18 protein-coding genes are annotated in these 18,032 nt (G+C 55.0%); 11 read left to right on the top strand and 7 right to left on the bottom strand.

Translation table 11 applies throughout. The features are described 5' to 3' along the window. Nucleotides 1-68 precede the first annotated feature (68 nt). Nucleotides 69-848: a flagellar brake protein gene (locus ACIPF8_RS19935; protein WP_400424307.1), complete on the bottom strand. Its 780-nt coding sequence runs from the start codon at nt 846-848 to the stop codon at nt 69-71. A gap of 305 nt (nt 849-1,153) precedes the next feature. Between ACIPF8_RS19935 and ACIPF8_RS19930 the strand changes: the two genes are divergently transcribed. Together ACIPF8_RS19930 and ACIPF8_RS19925 are read left to right on the top strand one after the other, a co-directional pair. Then, nucleotides 1,154-1,666, top strand: a complete 513-nt coding sequence (locus ACIPF8_RS19930; protein ID WP_400424305.1) for a GNAT family N-acetyltransferase — start codon at nt 1,154-1,156, stop codon at nt 1,664-1,666. 124 nt (nt 1,667-1,790) lie between these two features. After that, nucleotides 1,791-2,972, top strand: coding sequence for an acyltransferase family protein (locus ACIPF8_RS19925; protein ID WP_400424302.1), 1,182 nt, complete (start codon nt 1,791-1,793; stop codon nt 2,970-2,972). Between the two features lie 69 nt (nt 2,973-3,041). On the opposite strand, the gene ACIPF8_RS19920 is transcribed toward ACIPF8_RS19925, so the two are convergent. Both ACIPF8_RS19920 and ACIPF8_RS19915 read right to left on the bottom strand, forming a co-directional pair. Further along, nucleotides 3,042-4,280: an MFS transporter gene (locus ACIPF8_RS19920; protein WP_400424299.1), complete on the bottom strand. Its 1,239-nt coding sequence runs from the start codon at nt 4,278-4,280 to the stop codon at nt 3,042-3,044. Further along, nucleotides 4,277-5,488, bottom strand: coding sequence for a serine hydrolase domain-containing protein (locus ACIPF8_RS19915; RefSeq protein ID WP_400424296.1), 1,212 nt, complete (start codon nt 5,486-5,488; stop codon nt 4,277-4,279). The genes ACIPF8_RS19920 and ACIPF8_RS19915 overlap by 4 nt, the downstream gene beginning before the upstream one ends. A gap of 112 nt (nt 5,489-5,600) precedes the next feature. Here ACIPF8_RS19915 and ACIPF8_RS19910 point away from each other — a divergent pair, with 112 nt between their 5' ends. From ACIPF8_RS19910 to ACIPF8_RS19885, 6 genes are all read left to right on the top strand, one after another. Then, complete coding sequence (locus ACIPF8_RS19910; RefSeq protein WP_400424293.1) at nt 5,601-6,497, top strand: LysR family transcriptional regulator; 897 nt, start codon at nt 5,601-5,603, stop codon at nt 6,495-6,497. A 160-nt stretch (nt 6,498-6,657) separates the two neighbouring features. Further along, the gene (locus ACIPF8_RS19905) at nt 6,658-7,353 is read left to right on the top strand and encodes a hypothetical protein (RefSeq protein ID WP_400424290.1); all 696 of its coding nucleotides are present in this window, start codon (nt 6,658-6,660) and stop codon (nt 7,351-7,353) included. A gap of 177 nt (nt 7,354-7,530) precedes the next feature. Further along, nucleotides 7,531-8,538, top strand: coding sequence for a glycoside hydrolase family 6 protein (locus ACIPF8_RS19900; RefSeq protein WP_400424287.1), 1,008 nt, complete (start codon nt 7,531-7,533; stop codon nt 8,536-8,538). Nucleotides 8,539-8,722: 184 nt separating this feature from the next. After that, nucleotides 8,723-9,268 (top strand): GNAT family N-acetyltransferase, encoded by a 546-nt coding sequence (locus ACIPF8_RS19895; RefSeq protein WP_400424284.1) that lies wholly within the window; start codon nt 8,723-8,725, stop codon nt 9,266-9,268. A 273-nt stretch (nt 9,269-9,541) separates the two neighbouring features. Further along, a complete protein-coding gene (locus ACIPF8_RS19890) occupies nt 9,542-9,883 on the top strand; it encodes a Rap1a/Tai family immunity protein (protein WP_400424281.1) in 342 nt (113 codons plus the stop codon). Between the two features lie 133 nt (nt 9,884-10,016). Then, nucleotides 10,017-10,382: a hypothetical protein gene (locus tag ACIPF8_RS19885; protein WP_400424279.1), complete on the top strand. Its 366-nt coding sequence runs from the start codon at nt 10,017-10,019 to the stop codon at nt 10,380-10,382. Nucleotides 10,383-10,507: 125 nt separating this feature from the next. Here ACIPF8_RS19885 and ACIPF8_RS19880 read toward each other — a convergent pair whose 3' ends face one another. Then, nucleotides 10,508-11,341, bottom strand: a complete 834-nt coding sequence (locus ACIPF8_RS19880; protein WP_400424277.1) for a heparin lyase I family protein — start codon at nt 11,339-11,341, stop codon at nt 10,508-10,510. A 177-nt stretch (nt 11,342-11,518) separates the two neighbouring features. Further along, nucleotides 11,519-11,752, bottom strand: a complete 234-nt coding sequence (locus ACIPF8_RS19875; protein ID WP_400424275.1) for a hypothetical protein — start codon at nt 11,750-11,752, stop codon at nt 11,519-11,521. 280 nt (nt 11,753-12,032) lie between these two features. On the opposite strand from ACIPF8_RS19875, the gene ACIPF8_RS19870 reads away from it, so the two are divergent. Further along, nucleotides 12,033-13,433, top strand: a complete 1,401-nt coding sequence (locus tag ACIPF8_RS19870) for a PLP-dependent aminotransferase family protein (RefSeq protein ID WP_400424272.1) — start codon at nt 12,033-12,035, stop codon at nt 13,431-13,433. Between the two features lie 588 nt (nt 13,434-14,021). On the opposite strand, the gene ACIPF8_RS19865 is transcribed toward ACIPF8_RS19870, so the two are convergent. Then, a complete protein-coding gene (locus ACIPF8_RS19865; protein ID WP_400424270.1) occupies nt 14,022-14,654 on the bottom strand; it encodes a uracil-DNA glycosylase in 633 nt (210 codons plus the stop codon). A 484-nt stretch (nt 14,655-15,138) separates the two neighbouring features. Between ACIPF8_RS19865 and ACIPF8_RS19860 the strand changes: the two genes are divergently transcribed. Together ACIPF8_RS19860 and ACIPF8_RS19855 are read left to right on the top strand one after the other, a co-directional pair. After that, nucleotides 15,139-16,293: an acyltransferase family protein gene (locus ACIPF8_RS19860; RefSeq protein WP_400424522.1), complete on the top strand. Its 1,155-nt coding sequence runs from the start codon at nt 15,139-15,141 to the stop codon at nt 16,291-16,293. A gap of 149 nt (nt 16,294-16,442) precedes the next feature. Continuing rightward, nucleotides 16,443-16,877 carry a hypothetical protein gene (locus ACIPF8_RS19855; protein WP_400424267.1) on the top strand — a complete coding sequence of 145 codons (435 nt, stop codon included), beginning with the start codon at nt 16,443-16,445 and terminating at the stop codon, nt 16,875-16,877. 31 nt (nt 16,878-16,908) lie between these two features. On the opposite strand, the gene ACIPF8_RS19850 is transcribed toward ACIPF8_RS19855, so the two are convergent. Then, nucleotides 16,909-17,973, bottom strand: a complete 1,065-nt coding sequence (locus tag ACIPF8_RS19850) for a hypothetical protein (protein ID WP_400424264.1) — start codon at nt 17,971-17,973, stop codon at nt 16,909-16,911. Nucleotides 17,974-18,032 lie beyond the last annotated feature (59 nt).

The following is an 18,032-nucleotide window of genomic DNA, read 5'->3' as shown; positions in this document are numbered from 1 at the left end:
CAGATAAAGAAAAAGCGGCGTTGGCTACAAGCCACACGCCGCTGTGTGAGAAGGTCTGTCGTGGTGAGTCAACGTCGGTTTCTGCTGAGTTCCAGAAAGGTGATCAGGCGCTGCAAGCTCGCTTCCTTGGCTTTCGGCAAAGTCAGAAAACGGCAACCGAAGTGGTAAATCGGATTGCTGAAGCTCTGGCTATTGTGGACGAATGTAATTTTCAATTCCGACTCCATGGCGCCAAGATCGCGGTAATCGAATGTGGCCTCAGTCAGCGTCGTGCCAATTTCCAGTTCGCCGATGCTGGCGTCGGTAGAGCGCAGCCGGATGCCGGTCAAGGACAGGTCGACAATATCGAAACGCACGCGCCGCGCGTCGGGCAACGTAGCAGTACAGATGTAGGGATTGGCAATCGGCGTTTCCACCCGAAAACTTTCGCGTCGCTGTATGCGATACACGCTGTCGGGAAACGGCGATTTGAAGGCCGGCAAGCCGTCGTGCAGAACTGGTTCTGGCCGGCTGCAGAGAAATTGGACGTGGACGCCTGATTGCATGCCGGAGAACAGATTTTCCACCGAATCCTGCAGGCGCAGATTTTCGGTTTCGGTGGCGCCGTAGTCGTAGTGAAAGGTGCGGCTGTTTTCGTCTACAGCGAGGATGCGCGTAACGGTGCGTTCGCCGTGCCGTCCGAACGCGATATTCAGAAAATCCATCTGGCGCGCGAACTGGCGCAATACTTGGGCGATGGTTTTGGGATACGAGATCCTGAATTCTTCCAGCCCCGCGAGCGATGCTGTCAACGGCGAAACGTGGCCCAGCTCTGCTCTTGCCTCTACTGTTAAATTATTTTTTGTCATTTTATTCCCCGATTTTTATCAAACTCTCCCTGCGGCGTAAGGATGCCGTAAATGGCGATAAATTTTGTGAATTTTTGTCATTTTTTGTTAAATTGAGACAGTTTTTTTTCACACGTCGATGCCGCTTTCATTTTCGCTCAAGCGCTTCCCCATCTTGCGCTGCGGGCGGTAATGCTGTGATTTGATGACTTGTCCAAGAGGCTTCGATTAATCGCGCGTATGGTTGCGTGACGATCGTTTGTTTCGGGCATGAATTGAGATACATTGACATCTGTAAACGTTTGTAAATTCAAATGGAGGTAGAGGTGACATCAAGCAGCGCGACGTCAGAAATACAAATCAGGAATTTTCGCGCAGACGAAAAGGAGGCTGTCGATGCGGTGGTGAAATTGGCGTGGACCGAATTGATTGGCTTGATGCCCGAAGGAGACAAGCTGGCAGCAAGGCTGGGGTCGTTGACGGAGCAGGCCGACCAAAGCGAAGTCATCGTGGCTGAATTAAGCGGCGAGATCGTCGGCGCAGTTGGCTACGTCGGCGCGACTCAACCCAAGCCGAGCTTTTTTCAGCCGGATTGGCCGATGGTCCGCATGCTGTCCGTCTCGCCAGCGCATCGCGGGCTTGGCCTTGGCAAGAGATTGCTGGAAGAGTGCATCGCGCGGGCCAGGCGCGATGAGGCTGCCGTGATCGCATTGCACACCACGGCGGTCATGAAATCCGCCCAGCGTTTGTATGCCGCTTTGGGCTTCCAGCAAGTCCAAGAGCTGCCACTCTTGTTTGGCGTGCCATGCGCACTTCTCACAAAAAACATGCGTGCCTGAAGGGGGAGTGGCGAGCCGCAGAATATTTATCAATGATGATAGTGTTGTCGTGCGACAATTATTTGCGGCGCTTCATGTCGCCCTGAAATTGGCATCCTGAAATCTTCAACCCACATCGCCGCGAATGAACCCACAACAAACTCCGCTCAATGCGGCAGCACGACCGCGCATACATGGCCTGGATACGCTAAGAAGCATCGCCATCGTTTTGGTGTTCATGTATCACTACATGTGTTTCGTCAGCCATGACGCGACTTTCGGATGGGCCAGCATGGTCGGCTGGATTGGCGTCGATCTGTTCTTCGTGCTGAGCGGTTACCTGATCGGGAATCAGCTATTTTCCGGCATAGCCAGTGGGCGCACGCTATCGCTGCCGCTGTTTTATGCGCGCCGACTGCTACGCACGCTGCCGAACTATTACGTGGTGCTGGCGTTTTATTTTCTGTTCCCGCTGATGATGGGCGGTACATCACCACCGGCGCTTTGGCGGTTTGTTACTTTCACACAGAATTATCAACTCACACCTGGCACCGCTTTTTCACACGCCTGGTCTTTGTGCATCGAAGAGCAGTTCTATTTGCTGTTGCCGGCTACCGTGTTGCTGGCGGCTCGCTTTGGCAAGTCGATTCGGCTGGCCTGGATCCTGCTAGGTGGACTGATGCTGGCCGGCGTCATATTGCGTAGTGTGTTGTGGCTGAAATATGGACGGATCGCCGATGGCTCCATGGGCGGCTACTATCCGAACGTGTATTACTCATCGTTCTGCCGCGGCGACGAATTTTTGCCCGGCGTGGCCTTGGCGCTGCTGAAGAATTTTCATCGCGATCAATGGGAGCGGTTGATGCGGCACGGGCAGGCAATCCTTGTTGCCGGATTGGTCGCCGCTGCTGTGCTGGTGTGGTCGCTCGTCGATTTTTACTACATCGAAAACTATGGCTACGGGTACTTCATGAGCGGCTTCGGTTATTCCCTGATCGCCTTGTGCTTCGGCGTGCTGGTCCTGGCAGCACTCAGCCCGACGTCGTTGCTGCACCGGATTCGCGTACCCGGGGCATCCCATCTTGCGTTGTGGTCTTATGCGATCTACCTGAGTCACAAGCCACTCGCGACGATCATCGCGACACAGCTGGCACGGTTCGGCATTGCGCCAGGCTCTGCAACCGCTGTGCTGATCATCGCAGTGGCAGCGCTGCTGGTGGGATGGGCAATGTACAACCTGGTCGAGCGGCCTTTCATGCGTCTACGCGATCGCTGTTTCCCCAGCAATTTCTCGCCGCGTCCGCAGCCGGCCATGGCAACTGCCTAATCCGGAAAAATTGATACCCGGGCCGGTAGTCGTTGTGCGTTCCGTTACACGCACATCGCTGACGGCCGCTTAGGCCACGCCTGGTGTCGACTTGGTGGTCAGCTGCCTGGCCGGAAAACCGTGGCGCGAAGCGCGCCAGGTGATCAGTAAGGCGAGCGCTAGCAATAGGACCAGAACCCAGGGTAAGCTCGCCGCACCACGCATTTCCAGCAGCACCCCTCCGATGGCGCCACCGCCGGCAATGGCAGCGTTCCAGACGGTGACGATCAGCGCTTGTCCGACGTCGGCTGCGGTCCCGGAGGCATTGGCGGCGGCAGTCTGGAACAGGGTTGCAATGCCACCGAAGGCCAGCCCCCAGATGCCGATGCTGAGATAGATGATCGGCGGCGTCCGGCTCCAGACCGCGAGCGCCAGCGCCGCAATGCCGAACAATATGATGCTCAGCACTGTCAACCGTCGCAGCCAGCGGTCGATGCCGACGCCGACAATCCAGATGCCCGCCATCGCCATGCAACCAAAGACGAACAGCACCAGGTCTGTGCGCGCCGCCATGCCGGCTTGCGTCAGGAAGGGGGCGATGTAGGTATAGAGAATATTGTGCGCCAGCACAAAAGAAAAAGTGACCGCCAGTACCGCACTGACACCAGGCATGGCAAGCACATCGACCACCGTGTTGCGGCGGCTCTTCGGTTCGCCGGCAAAGTCAGGCACCTTCATCTGTACCCAGAAGACCAGCACTAACGTCAGTAGACTCACTGCGCCGAAGGTGTAGCGCCAGCCGACCCAGCTGCCCACCAACGTCCCCAACGGAATCCCGAGAGATAAGGCCAGAGGCGCTCCCACCATGGCGACCGCGATCGCACGGCCGCGCAGCGAATCGGTCACCATGCGACCGGCGAAGCCGGCCAGTAAAGCCCACAGCAAACCGGCAAAGATCCCGGCGAACAGCCGCGCCAGCAGGATCAGCAGATAATTGTCGGCCAGCGCTGTGATCGTATTGACGATAAAGAAACCGCATATCGCTGTTTGCAGCAAAGGCCGCCGGCGCCAGCTGCGCGTTAGCGCCACCAACGGAATCGCCGCCAGCAACGAACCAATGGCATAAATGGTGACAAATTGTCCGATCAACGCCTCCGAGATCGCCAGATCGCGGCTCATCTGCGCCAGTAGTCCGGCCGGCAGCGCTTCCGTCAGGATAGTGATAAAGCCCGCGGTGGCAAGCGCGAGCAGCGCCGCCAACGGCAACGCGGGAGCTTCAGCCACCACGATAGTCGCAGGCGAAGTGCTGCACATTGCGACGCCTTTCATGCGGCTTGCTCCACGTTTTTCCAGGCCGGCAAATGGGCGTAAACCGCATCCCGCAAATCGGTGACGAACCGACCCGACATGCCCTCGTATAGCGTATTCGTGAAGGCCACCACGCTCAAGCCCTGAGCGCGGTCCACCCACCAGGAATGGCCGTAAGCACCGCCCCAGCGCCAAGTGCCAGCGCTTTCCGGGGAGGCTGCGGCGATCGGATCGCGAAGTACCGAAAAACCGAGACCGAAGCCAAAGCCGGGCGAGTTCGGCAGCTCCAGTTCACCCGTTTGATTCCTGCCCATCTCATCGACCAGCGCCGCCGGTAGCAGCTCGCCGCCGCCTTGACGCAACAACTCCAAGAGCCGCAGAAAATCGCCGGCGCTGCCCGTCATGCCGGCGCCGCCCGACGCAAAGGCATTGGCATCCAGCGCCCGGGACGGCGCGTAGCGGATACCAACAGTTCCCTCAAACGCCGGTACCACGTCCAGCTCACGCATGCGTCGCGGTTGCGGTGATTCACTGACGTAAGGAGTGGCCAGGCGGCTGGCGTCGACAGCGACAAACGCCGTGTCGCGCAAGTCCAGCGGTCCCGCTAACAACTGCTGCAACGCGGCCCCCAGAGGCATTTCGCAAATCCGCTCGATGAGTGCCCCGAGCACATCGGTCGCCAGCGAATATCCCCAACTGGCGCCGGGCTCGTACTGCAACGACACGGTGGCGATGCGGCGCAGGTTTTCCGTCAGCGTAATGGGAGTGGAATCCATGCCGTCAGAGACACCGGCCAGCGCTAGCGGTCCTTGCTCATCGGCCTCGAAAAAACGGTAGCCGAGGCCGGCGGTATGCGACAGCAACTGCCGCACGGTGATCCGCGCCGGAGCACCATCTGCCAGGCGCGGCTGGAATTCCGGCAGCCAACGCCCCAGCGTATCGTCCAGCCCGATCCGGCCCTGTCCCACCAGGATCATGGCCGCGGTGGAAACAAAGGGCTTACTGATCGAGGCTAGCCGAAACAGTGCATCAGTACGCATGCGACGCTGCGCTTCGCGATCGGCAAAGCCGGCAGCCCGTACGTAAACAAGCTGACCATGTTGCGCCACCAGGACCACCGCACCAACCAGACGTTGCTCGATGAGCGCGGCATCAAGCGCCGCATCGATTGGCGTTTGCGGCAAGGCGGGCGGGTGATCTGCCTCAAGGATAGGCGTTTGGATCGGCATGGATGACTCCTTTTGATTGTGTGTCGGAGAATCATAGGAGGCCATCGATTAAAGATAAACTGGGCTATAGTTCCAGACTATAGGGACATGAATGTCCGCAATCGAGAGAGCTATGGAAAGCCTGAGTGGATTCGCCGTATTCGTGCAGGTCGCAGAAACCCGCAGCTTCGTCGCTGCCGGCCGCCTATTGGGCGTGTCGGCTTCAGCCATCGGCAAGCGTGTAGCGCGGCTGGAAGAACGGCTCGGAGTGCGTCTGTTTCATCGCAGCACGCGCAGCATCACCTTGACCTCAGAGGGCGTGATGTTCCTGGAGCGCAGCCGCCGCGTGCTGGCGGAGATCGAGGCGGCAGAACAAGAACTCACGCTCAGCACCGGCGCGCCGCGCGGACGCCTGCGCGTCAGCCTGCCGCTGGTCAGCTCACTGATGCTACCGGTGCTGGCCGACTTTATGCAGCAGTATCCGGAGGTCGAGCTTGACCTCGACTTCACCGATCGCAGCGTCGACGTCATCGAGGAAGGATTCGATGCGGTGGTGCGTACCGGGGACTTGTCGGACTCACGGCTGTCGGCGCGCACCTTGGGCACATTTCACGTGCTCCTGGTGGGTTCGCCCGACTATTTTGCGCGCCACGGCGTACCGCAGAAGCCGGCCGATCTGGCCGCCCATCGCTGCCTGCACTATCGCTATCCCAACAGCGGCAAACTGGAAGTCTGGCCCCTGCGCCAACAACCGTCCGAGCCGCAGATCACCCTTCCGGTATCGATGATCTGCAATAACATAGAAACCCGAGTCTGCTTCGCCCAGCGCGGATTAGGCATCGCCTGCCTGCCCAACTTTGCCGCCGCCGAAGGGATCGCGAGCGGCAAGTTACGTACAGTACTCGACGAATATGTTGATCGCACGATTGTGTTCCGTGTACTGTGGCCCAGCAGCCGGCACTGGACACCTAAACTGCGAGTGTTCATCGATTTTTTGGTAGAGCGGGTTTTTGCAAAAGCGGATGCGTAGAAAAATGGATATGGCGTTTTGCTACCGCGTGCGAATCGACTACTTTTAGAGAAGATCACATGATCGTTTCGAGGTAAATTGCAGCGATCACAACCGACAAAAAAACGGCCAGATCCGGACACACTGACAGAGCACTTGCCATTAAACTTGAGCGCAAAATATGAAACCTTGGTTCTCTGAAGCGAAGTCAGTATCAATGCTGAATGCGGAGCTTTGTTTCCTCTTAAAGGACGAACTCTATTTCGGTCCAGACAGGTACATAGATGCAGACAGGTCAAAATTCACACAGAGTCTTGACCTGCCCTCAATTCCCAGGCAGCAGCCCACTATGGTTTGCACTAACGAGCTTATTGGACACGAGGACGAATTGTCTGCTTACTATAAGCAAGTTGTTAAATTTGCCGTTCATCATGGGCTGACGTTTAATTCAATTCGTCACCACTTCTGGTTGCGTTTCCGGCTGTGGAATGGCGAAGACAACATTCATGTCTCCTTTCCTTGGTATGACAGTTATTCAGAGATATCGCGCTTCCTGAATGCGCTGTTGTCAGTCGAATCGGGGGAGATTGATTACGATATTGATCAGGGCTGGGAAATGGAGGCTGACGCCTATGAAGATTATGTCTATCTCCGACAGCGAGACCCCGACCATGATGAGACGCACACTTGTATCCGAGTCCCCAGAGGCGAACTTGTAGTGCAAGCGCGACAAATCATGGAGCGCTCGGTGAAAATCATAAATCGGCTTAGTGATTTGATGGGTGAGGATGTCTGGACGTCATACGTGCGTTCTGAGCCAGTCTTCATGAAGAAGCCTGTCGAGATTGAGAGGAAAACTTGGTGGCGTCTTTGGTGATTCGGCAGGCTATCCGAACCTGGAAAATTTACTCCTTAGACGTACTCGTTCGGCCAATTGCGGATGGCCGAAAGTGTCTCTCAAACGGATGGCGATTCATTGCACCCCAAAATACAAAATGATGTCGCTAATAGTTAGTCGAATCATTTCTATCGATACATATCGCGGAGAGAAGTGATGAAGAAAAATTTTATACTGATTTTTCTATTGATCCTTACAAGCGCATGTGCTCAGCAATCTAGGCCGCGGGACGAGCACAAAAAAATGACTGTCTCGGGCTCACCTGACGATGGCCGCGATGCCTTTTACGTCAATCCTGCTTCATCCGCCGCGCTGTGGCTAAAGAGGAATCCTGACGATCCCCGCGTAGCAAAAATTAGGGCATCGATTGCCGATGTGCCGGCTGCCATGTGGTTGACCGGAAGCAGCCAGACGACGGACAAGCTTACTGAGACAGTCCGCCGTTACGTTTCGGCTGCGGATAGTGTCCATAAAACTCCGATTCTTGTTGCCTATAATTTGCCTAACCGTGACTGCAGCGGCAGGGCGTCTGCCGGCGGCGCGGCGAATGCGGCAGACTACAGGGTCTGGATAGACGACTTTATCAATGGTATCGGCGACAAGCGCGCCGTCGTCATTCTGGAACCGGATGCGCTGGCAGACAGTGAATGTCTTACCCCGGCAAAACGTGGCGACCGCCTGGCCTTGTTCAATTATGCGGTGGCAGGATTCCAGCAACGTGCGCCCCATGCTGATGTTTACCTGGACGCGGGGAATGTGGGCTGGAAACCCTCAAGCACCATGGCCAATTACCTGAATGCAGCAGGAGTGAAGGGCGCACGAGGATTTTCCTTGAATGTCTCTAATTTTTATACCCTCGATCAGTCCCGTGCTTATGGCGAGGCGATCAATGCCGTATTATCTTCTGGGTACGGCTACACAAAATCCATGGTTGTTGATACGAGCCGTAACGGCAACGGAGCCAATCCCGGCGATTGGTGCAATCCTCCCGGACGCAAGATCGGCACTCGGATTCACGCAATCGCGGAAAATGTGCTGGCTGTGTGGGTCAAACTTCCAGGCAATTCGGACGGCGCGTCCTCTTCCACCAGAGACTGTCATGGCGGCCCGGCCGCCGGCACGTTCAGTCCCGAACTAGCCATTCGTCTTATTGACGGTATGTAAAAAATTACGGCTTGATAAGCCCCTGAGTCAATGCAGGCATGGGGCAGTATGGGCTTTCGGAAAATATGGCAATGCCTCATTAAGAAGCGGAAGCCGGTCACAGCAGCTATGTCGTGTAGATGGTCGCCACAACAGGTATTTCGTGGGATATTTGGTCTATAGACCAACTATATAGCTAAATACAATGATTTCAATACCAGCCGACGGGGTGCGCCTGCGGGATTTTCGTCGAGAGGATCTGGCGCAATATAAAAGCCTGAGAAGTGATCCGAAGTTTCAGCGTTTTTATAGTGAGGAAGACTCCGCGACCAACAAAGCGGAAGAGCTTCTAGCTATGTTTATTACGCAAAGTGACGAGATCCCGCGATCAAAGTATCAACTCGCCGTTGTTTCGCCATCGGGCGAGTTGATGGGCTCATGTGGCATTCGAATAGAGTCACCAAGGCATGCGTCTATCGGCTGCGAACTGGGCCGGCAGTGGCAAGGAGCCGGTGCGGCACGCGATGCCGGCAATGCGTTGATCGAATTTGGCTTTGTCGAGTTGGGGTTACATCGGATCTATGCGGAGACCATATCTGAAAACAAGGCAGCGATAAAACTTTGCCACGCATTCGGAATGAAGATCGAATCGGAGCGCGTCAATGATCGATTTTTCAAGGGACGGATGTGGAATACAATTGTCCTTTCCATCAGCGAAAATGAATGGCACGCACGAAAGAAATCTGCCTGAAGCCGCCGGCTGCTGATGCTGTTGGGACGAGCCCTGAGCTTCGCGACAGGCGGCAGGCGGCCATAATGAAACTCTAAAGAATTTTCCTATTGGCACTTCAACTCAATTCAGCTAAGCGTGAAATGTTTACTCGAGGTTTATTTGAAAAATAAAAAATACACTTGGTACGTGAATATCTTACGGACAGCAATGGCACTAATGATATTTGCAAGTCGGTTCTCTCCATCAATTTCAATTTAACGCGATTCAATAGCGCCGACGACACCACCGGTGATGAGTATGCTATCTAAAAGACTAATATTTGTTTTTTGTGCACTGGTTGTGGCGCAAAACTGTTTCGCGCTTACAGTCGACGAATTGAAGCGTGGCCTTGATCAGGCGCTCGCAAGTAAAGTCGCTGCTACAGCGCTTGCCACATACATAACCGGGTACGTTCACGGAAGTGCTGAGTATGGGCGCTCGCTGGGACTGGTCTGCGACGAATCGGGGCTTCGCTCAACAGAGGACGAATTGCGAGCGGTTCTCTCCTATCTTGGCGCCCATCCGGAAGAATGGACTGATGGTGCGCAATTGCTGATAAACCGCGCACTGATGTCGCCCAAATGCCAGCACTGACATTTGATATGAGGCGTTGGATCAAATATTGATGGGTCTCCCATGTGATTGGCTGGAACCGGCCAGAAGCGTTCGGCGAGCACTGGTCTAAAAATGTTAACTTCTTCAAATTCTAGATACATGGATCATACGTATGAACGAATTGGCCTGTTCAAATAAGTATCGAATTTCGCATGAATTTGAGACAGTTTGGCTGGAGCTAGATGATCGCGATCCCATCGTTATCGGTGATTTCTATGGTGATCCAGTAACAGCGATCATTGACGTTGACGAAAAATGGTGTGTGATAGGTGGATGTGGGCTTATCATTTATTATCTCGAAGAGCCATTTGATGATTTTGCTTACAACAAAATCTCTGGCCAATATCGCGAAGTGAGGCGCATCGCGTCTAATATATGGTGGGTACAGGAGATTGAGCAGATCGGGGTTTCGGAAATTCGGATTACATTGGAAACCGGTGAAACTCATGCGATTGAAATTACCAAGGCCGGTCGCTAACCGAGAATTTAACTCATATACTTGATTTTGAGGACCTATCAGTCGTCCTCAGTCTGAATGTCGGATTGGGAAATTAACTCCGTCGCGACAGTCTCAAAATGATCATGCACGTCCTAGTTAGAAGGCTAAGGCTGGGCGGTGAAGTTGGTTGCGGTTACTTCATCGTGGTAGACGATGAGCGTCTTTGTGTCACCGGCCGCAGAATTTGCCCCATTGCGATACAGGCCATACTGGACAGAACCGATGCCGGTCCACGGCGTGCCATCGGGACTCGCGGTCACATAGGTCTGTAGACCCTCCATGGTAACGGCATGCCCTAATCTGGTTTCTCCAGGCAGTTTCATTTCGAAGGTGAGGTTGCCAGTGTTGTCGCTCTTCCAGAGTATATCGAAGCGGAAATCTATCCACTGATTCACATATGGCATGACATTGTCGATGACTACCATCTTATGGACATTGCCACCCCAACCGAGTTTGAGTTGTGTACCCTGCAGCGCGAGATGGATATCGTGTCCGCCGCCGTGATGTTTGAACTGCCAGACCACGTCCTCGGAAGGCGCTTTGCGTGTTCCTTTCACGGAGGGCACGAGATCTTTGAGCAGCATGCTGAAGGTGTATACGCCGTGGTCGCCGTCGCGGTAACTGGCGCCCGCGATGCGCCCTAGTCCGAATTCGCTGCGGGGAAAGCCGCCGCCCACATATGCAGGGTCATCCAGAACCACCTTGTTGGCAACAGCGTAAGCAGTGTCATGGGCGCCACCGACCACCACGTAAGCAGCATCCCGGGCAGTAGCGAGACCCGGTTCGATGCCGGGAACTTCGACGCGGTTCGGTCCTTTCGTCGGGTATCCAGAGCTCACGCTGCCATCTTCGTAGTCGGCGTGAAAGATTGCCTGCGCCGAGGCGGATGCGGCGAGCATCGAAAGAGCTGTCACAGCAATCATCTGAAGCGGTTTCATGAAGGTCGATCCCAAAAACAAAATGAGCCAGATGTCATTGTATTGTCAGTTGGCAACTTCGTGCGCGATTTCCTCCATTTTTTGAGCTGCAAACTGACCCGCCTGTCGACGCAGCCCAATAGCTGCGTCAGGGAATTGCTGTCGCATCACTGGATATCGGCCGACTACGCTTTGCCATCATGGGAAGGTCAAGTCCAAATCGAGCACCCTGGCAAGGACGTAGGTGACGAGCACCAGGCCCAGGAGCGATAGCACGAAGACCGCGGCCACCTTGCCGCTCGCGCGTAGCACCGCGCGTTTCTCCGTCGCCTTCTTCCCTTGATCGTAATGCCACTTGATGGCGAAGAACATGCCCGTGCCGAGCACGAGAACCTTGAACGTAACTAAGACTATAGGGATCCATTCCATCATTTTGGATATTTCCAGGCTATTACTTGACACTATCTATCGTGAGGCGCACTACCTCAAAACGCTGCTTCAGCAGCTTCATTTTTTGTTCAAACCATCCTCTCAGGCATCTTGCTCGAATCTTTGATTACATCGACCTACGAAATAAGAATGGCATCCCGCGGAGTGATTTGCCGAAGGCAGATGAGGGAGGAGAAAACGTCAACGACTGCCATGCAAGGATGTTGTTGCTGCACGTCCTGATGCATACTACTTGAAAACAATTTCCATACATTGAGACAAAATGTCCCAGCCGAAAACCATACAAGATGAAAATGTGCCAATCTGGTTGCCGCGATTGGCCGGGAACAAAGGGCCACGTTTTTTGCAGATTGCGGATGCGTTGCAGGCGGCGATGGTAGATGGATCGCTGAAACCGGGTGACCGTCTACCTCCGCAGCGCCAGTTGGCAGCACAGCTGGATGTCGACCTGACGACGATCACGCGCGCATACGACGAAGCCAGACGCCGCAACTTGCTGGAGGGCCGCGGCGCGCGAGGCACTTATGTCGCGGCGCCGAAAGTCGAATTGAACGCTATCCTCGACCTGAGCATGAATATCCCACCACCGCCGGATGGCGTGGACTTCGACGACATGTTGAAACAAGGTTTGTCCCAAGTACTGATGAGGGCAGATAATGAATTGCTGATGACTTACCACTTGGCCGGCGGAAGCGACGCCGACCGCAAGGCTGGAGCTAAATGGCTAGCACCGATGTTTGGACACCTGGATTCTCGACAGGTTGTTGTCTGTCCGGGAGCGCAAGCGGCGATCGCCGCATTGATCCTTGCGCTGACGGGGCCTGGCGATGTCATCCTGGCAGAACCAATGAGTTATCCCGGCTTGCGTGCTGCAGCGACCCAATTCGGCCGGCACATCATTGCGGTGGAAGCGGACAAGCACGGAATGCTGCCTGAGATGCTTGAAGAAGCGTGCCGCCAGCACAAGCCCAAGCTGATCTACCTCAATCCGACATTACAGAACCCGACCGCCATCACCATTCCGGAACGCCGGCGCAAGGAGCTCGCCAGCATCGCCAAGCGCTGCAATGTGCGCATCGTCGAGGACGATCCCTACTGGCTCCTTGCCGATGCCCCGCCACCACCTATTGCGACGTTTGCCCCGGAACAGGTGTACTACATCTCAACCCTGTCGAAATGCCTGACACCCGGCTTGCGTGTCGCCTTCGTACTAATACGCGACCCGCACGAACGCGAACGTTTCCTGGTCGCGCTAAGATCATTTGCGCTGATGGTCGCCCCTCTGACGGCCGCACTGGCCACTCAGTGGATCCTCGACGGTTCGGCTGACCGATTGATGGAAGGCGTACGCAACGAGGCGCGCCTGCGCCACAGGATGGCGCGGGATATTCTGGCGGGGCGGTACAACGGCTTTGGTGACGGCCTGCACGTATGGCTCGAGTTGCCGGCGTATTGGAACTCCTCACAGCTTGCACGCGCAGCCGACAGCGAGGGCATCGCGGTCACGCCGGCGGAAGCATTCGCAACTGGCAGCGGATCGGTGAATGCAATTCGGATCTCATTGGGTAGCATCAAGGACCGCGGACACTTACAGGCGGGTCTTCAACGATTGTCACATCTACTTGCGCGGCGGCCCGAGTCGTTTAGCGCTACCGTGGTTTAACTGTCCAGGAAACACTGTGCGTCATCCGGAAGTTCTCTCAATGTAGTCACACATTGGTTTGCTGCCTCAGTGTTTATTTATCGTGAGATCACGCGCGAAAGTGAACAGATTGAAAGAATGCTACGTTAGCCGTGCTGCACGACGTCCGCTTGGGTGCGGAAGCCGCTGCTCACTTAAAACTGCGGTATACGTCTCAACGTTACTCAACGCCTGGCATTGTTATGGTCGCGTAGCTCGTTCTTGCAAAGATCTTTTCATAAGTTCTCGCATGTCGGTATTCAACTGGAATCAGTGGCCTAGTCCGGATCGAAGTTACTGACCTGCATTCAATGAGAATGCTTGACTGGTTTTGAACGAGAATAGATGGTTGGCTTTGACCGGAATACGTATTAAATCGACTTGCCATTGAATAAATGAGCGGTTTGGAGAAGCGCGAGTGTCGCTTAGAGCTGACTCCGGCCAGGAGCAGTTCCTCGAAATCCGTTCGCGAACGTCCGTACATGAGGAGAGAGCCACCCTTCGAAGAGATAACGGTAGCCGGGCCAAAGCAGGAGAGGGCAACGGTCTACAAACTGGCCGCAACACTCGTTAGCAAATCGTTATCTGATGAACTCGACTGGCCTCCGCCCATTGCTCTGGTATTAGATCCCACATTGCCCGATTCATGTTTCTGACCTTGGGGGAGGGATGCGCCGACATGAAAATTTTCACGTTCATCGACAGCATGAGCCTCTCGGCCTTACCTGCCTGACGCCCAACCAGAACCACCGTTTTAAGTCGAGGCAACAACTTCATTAAGTTTGCCAACTCCTCCACTCCCGCATGTCTCTCACCAGTTTTTATTTTTATAGTGCCGTTCCACCCGGGTATTACATTCCACAGCACGACCCTTTTACGGTCGATTCCCGCCTGTTGCATGAACCTAAAGAGAGCCTCTGCAGTGGAGTCGTCGTTGTTGCGGGAGATGAAGCCTGAACCTTTCCGTTTCGTTTGAGGGGAGGTCATGGGACCGGGCTTTTCCAGCAAAAAGAGCATGTCCGCGTCAATACCGCCATCCATCGGATCAAAGTCCTGAAATTCCCAATCGGGATGTTTGGCACGGAGACTCTTCACATACGCGGTCAGCGGAGCAATGTGAGACTCATGGAGCATACGGTGTCGCGCCTCTACAAATTCCGATTGCCTGAATGATCGAGGGATATCGTGATATTCAATCGTCATGGCCAAAAATTCCCAAGGCTACCAAGTATTAATTCGTCATTCTATTGAGTTATTTTGCGTATCGCAATCCGCGTTCTCGATCAACGGTCAATGGCCAATTCGTATTTTCAGATCAGGCCGTCCTGTCCGATTTACCAATAGATTGACTTGCTTTTGATGTTTGGTTTGAGAGGCCGCTCTGAGTAAGATTGCAGACCTTCCAGCAATTGGAGTTGAACGGCGATTTAGGGGGCTGCCCGTCGCAACAAACACATTGCGGTCATTCACGAACCATGAGGCCAACCCCATCAGGACAGATCAGCGCGGTCCAGCATAATAGGTGCGCCGAAACCAGCGCGGAGATCAATTTGCGCCAGCGACCGCAGCAACAACGAGAATCCAATTTCGCGCGATAATCGCTGTCACTAGTTTGCAGCGTGCGCCAGCTGTATCCGATCTATTGCAATTTACCAAACAAGGAATGCATGTGTCGCTGAACGTTTCGATGAGAAATGAGCGGGTTGATTTTCTTCGCGGTATCGCGATTTTCTGCGTACTGATTTTGCACTTTACGTTGGCTTACGGCTTGAAGAATAGTCCGCTTGGCAGCGTGCTGAACCCGGCTGTTCTGGATGCAATAACGCGCAACGGCAATTACGGCGTCACCATGTTCTTCGTGATCTCCGGGTTCTTGATTACGTCCACCTCACTGAGCCGCTGGGGCGAGTTGAAAAACATTGATGCGCGCACGTTTTATCTTTTTCGCTTTGCCAGGATCATGCCTTGCCTGTTGCTGGCGCTTGTCATCATCGTCACTCTTGGTTGCTTGGGCACGCCGTTTTTCAGCAACACCGATGGCCATCATCATTTGCCGGCTTCCTATTTCTTCATCGCCGCGGGATCGGTGCTGACTTTCTGGCACAACGTGCTGATGCAGTCGACCGGCTATTTCAATTACTGCCTCAATATTTACTGGTCACTATCGGTCGAGGAGATGTTCTACCTGGCTCTTCCTTTGATATGCCTGCTGTTGCGGCGCACCTGGCTCATTGCGGGCGTTTGCATCGTCGCGATTGTCGTTGGACCGATTTATCGCAGCCAGCACACCGACAACGAGATTTTTTTCATGTATGGCTATCTTGCCTGTTTCGACGCCATTACATTTGGTTGCCTCACGGCGTTGCTGGCGCGCCGCATGCCGTCAGGTTTCAAGTATGGACGTTGGTTGAGATGGATTGCCGGCATCGCATTGACGGTTGTCTACCTGCGTGGAATCCGGGGACATGAAATATTCGGCTTCTCGTTGATCGCGTTGTGCAGCGCTGCCTTTTTACTTGGCGCTGCAAACGATCGCACTCCGGGCTGGAGTACGGGGCGGATGACCGGCGCACTGCGCTGGTTGGGGCGGCACAGTTATGAGATCTACCTGTTCCATATTGTGGTTCTGGGGCTGATGCGCAATGTGCTGAACAGGGAGCAACTGAGCTATGGCGCCAGCTTGCCTTGGTTGTGTTTGTTCCTTGGGTTGACCATCGTGGTTGCTGCGCTGGTGTCGCGCTACATTGCCGAACCGGCGAATATTGCTATTCGTCTACGTTACCTTGCAGGTCGCCAACGGCGAGATTTTCCTTCCGCATCGATTGCTTCCGATTCCAAATAAAGCAGTTGAACTCGAGCGCCGTGGTGCAGTGAGTACACGGCGATATCCACCTTTGTTTCCTTGTGGAATCACAAAAATTCTCTTCTAAATATCCGCGTGTCTTAGCCGTTAACTCTCAATGTGACAGTTGTAGACTAAACGGGATAGGCATGAAAACAATAAATACAGAATTGCACGCTTTGCCATTTGAAAAGGTATCCATCATTGAAGCCAAATCGGTGCTCGATGGCGTTGATGCGATGCCGAAAACCGAGGTGAAGCGCTGGGAATTTTTCCGGCGCCAGGAAGACCGGCGGGATCAGGATTTGCGCGAGCAGACTTACCAGTGGTTTGCGAAGTTGCCGGCATCTGAAAAGCCGTGGGAGTTGGCTAGGTATTTTCCGAGGATTACCAATGAGTTGGCGGAGAGATGGGAGAAGCCGGCGGCGTGCATGCGATTCCTGGAGCAGCTATTGCTCGATAACCGCGGTGGGCGGCAAGGCTTCCCGGTGAATGTGGCGCGCGAGATCATGGCGCTGCAGCGCTATTTCAACCAGGCCGTGTTTGCCGCCACGTCACGTCCGCACGAGCTGGCGCACCACTGATGCCGGGATCGGATCGCCAGCCGCAGGCCGCTCAGACTTGCCAGGCGCCGTTTCGATATACGATCTCGTCATCCAGGTAGACCGCTTCCGTTACTGCAAAGACGTCGATGTGATATCTGGCGCTGGCGCGTTTGATGTTGGGTTTGCTGTAGACGCCGTGTTTGGCGCCGAGCGACAGGTGGACGCCGCACATGCGTTCGTAGGTGCCGATATCGCTGACCATGCGTTCCTGCGAAAAGGCGCGGTTCATGCCGAAGCCGAGCTCGCGCAGCCATACCTCGCCTTCGTCTGCGCGGATATTGGCCAGCACCTGATCGAAATCCGGTGTTGAATCGATGACGTCGACCACGCGGCCTTTGCTGATCACGAGGGTGATTGGCTTGGCCGGCTGGTTGACCCGGAATGAGGTGTCGCCAAACACAAAAATGCGTACGCGCCCATTGACGGCTTCCAGGTCCTGCGCTTCGGTGAACACTTCACCGATCGGGAATTGGCCACCGACGTTGTTCATCTCGCTATAGTCGCCGATATTCAGCTTGGCCGATTCGAACGGCGAGGCAAATACCAGTTGTTCTCCGCCACTGTCGACGATGCCGCTGCTGGCATTATCGATACGCGCCTTCAGCGCCTGGCCGACGCCGCGATAGTACGCCGGGTCATACGCCAGCGACTCAATGTAATGAAGCCCTTGCGGCCAGGGCATGCGCGACAGGTGTGGATGTTCGATCACCTTGAGCGAGCGCTTGAAGAGTTCGACGCGGATGCGGAAAGCTTCAAGGCGGAAGTTGGTGGACTGCACCAGTATCACCAGATCGTTGGCGCCCAATTCGGCAAAGGCGGCTAGCACAGCATCCGGCGTGACCGTGTCAAAGTCGATGAAGATCGCCTCCGGCAGACAGCGCCGATAGGCTTCGGTGAGGGCTACTGCAAGATCGCAGCGGCCATCCGCTACCACCAGGGCGCGCTGCTGGTCGCTGTGCTCGATGGCAATCGAAAGAATATCGCGCAGATGCTTTGCCGCAGCGTCGATCGCCTCTTCTGGAATCGCGCCAGAAGGGGAGCTGAGGGGGGCAGGGTGCGCAATGGAGGATGTCATCAAGTTACCGTATCGGTGAGTCTGAGGCGTGCCGCGGCGCTAGAAGGCGCGGGCGAAAG

Source organism: Collimonas sp. NPDC087041, assembly GCF_044745265.1.
GTDB lineage: Bacteria > Pseudomonadota > Gammaproteobacteria > Burkholderiales > Burkholderiaceae_D > Collimonas.
Note: the sequence above shows the minus strand (reverse complement) of the source record. Positions and strands in the feature narration are given on the sequence as shown.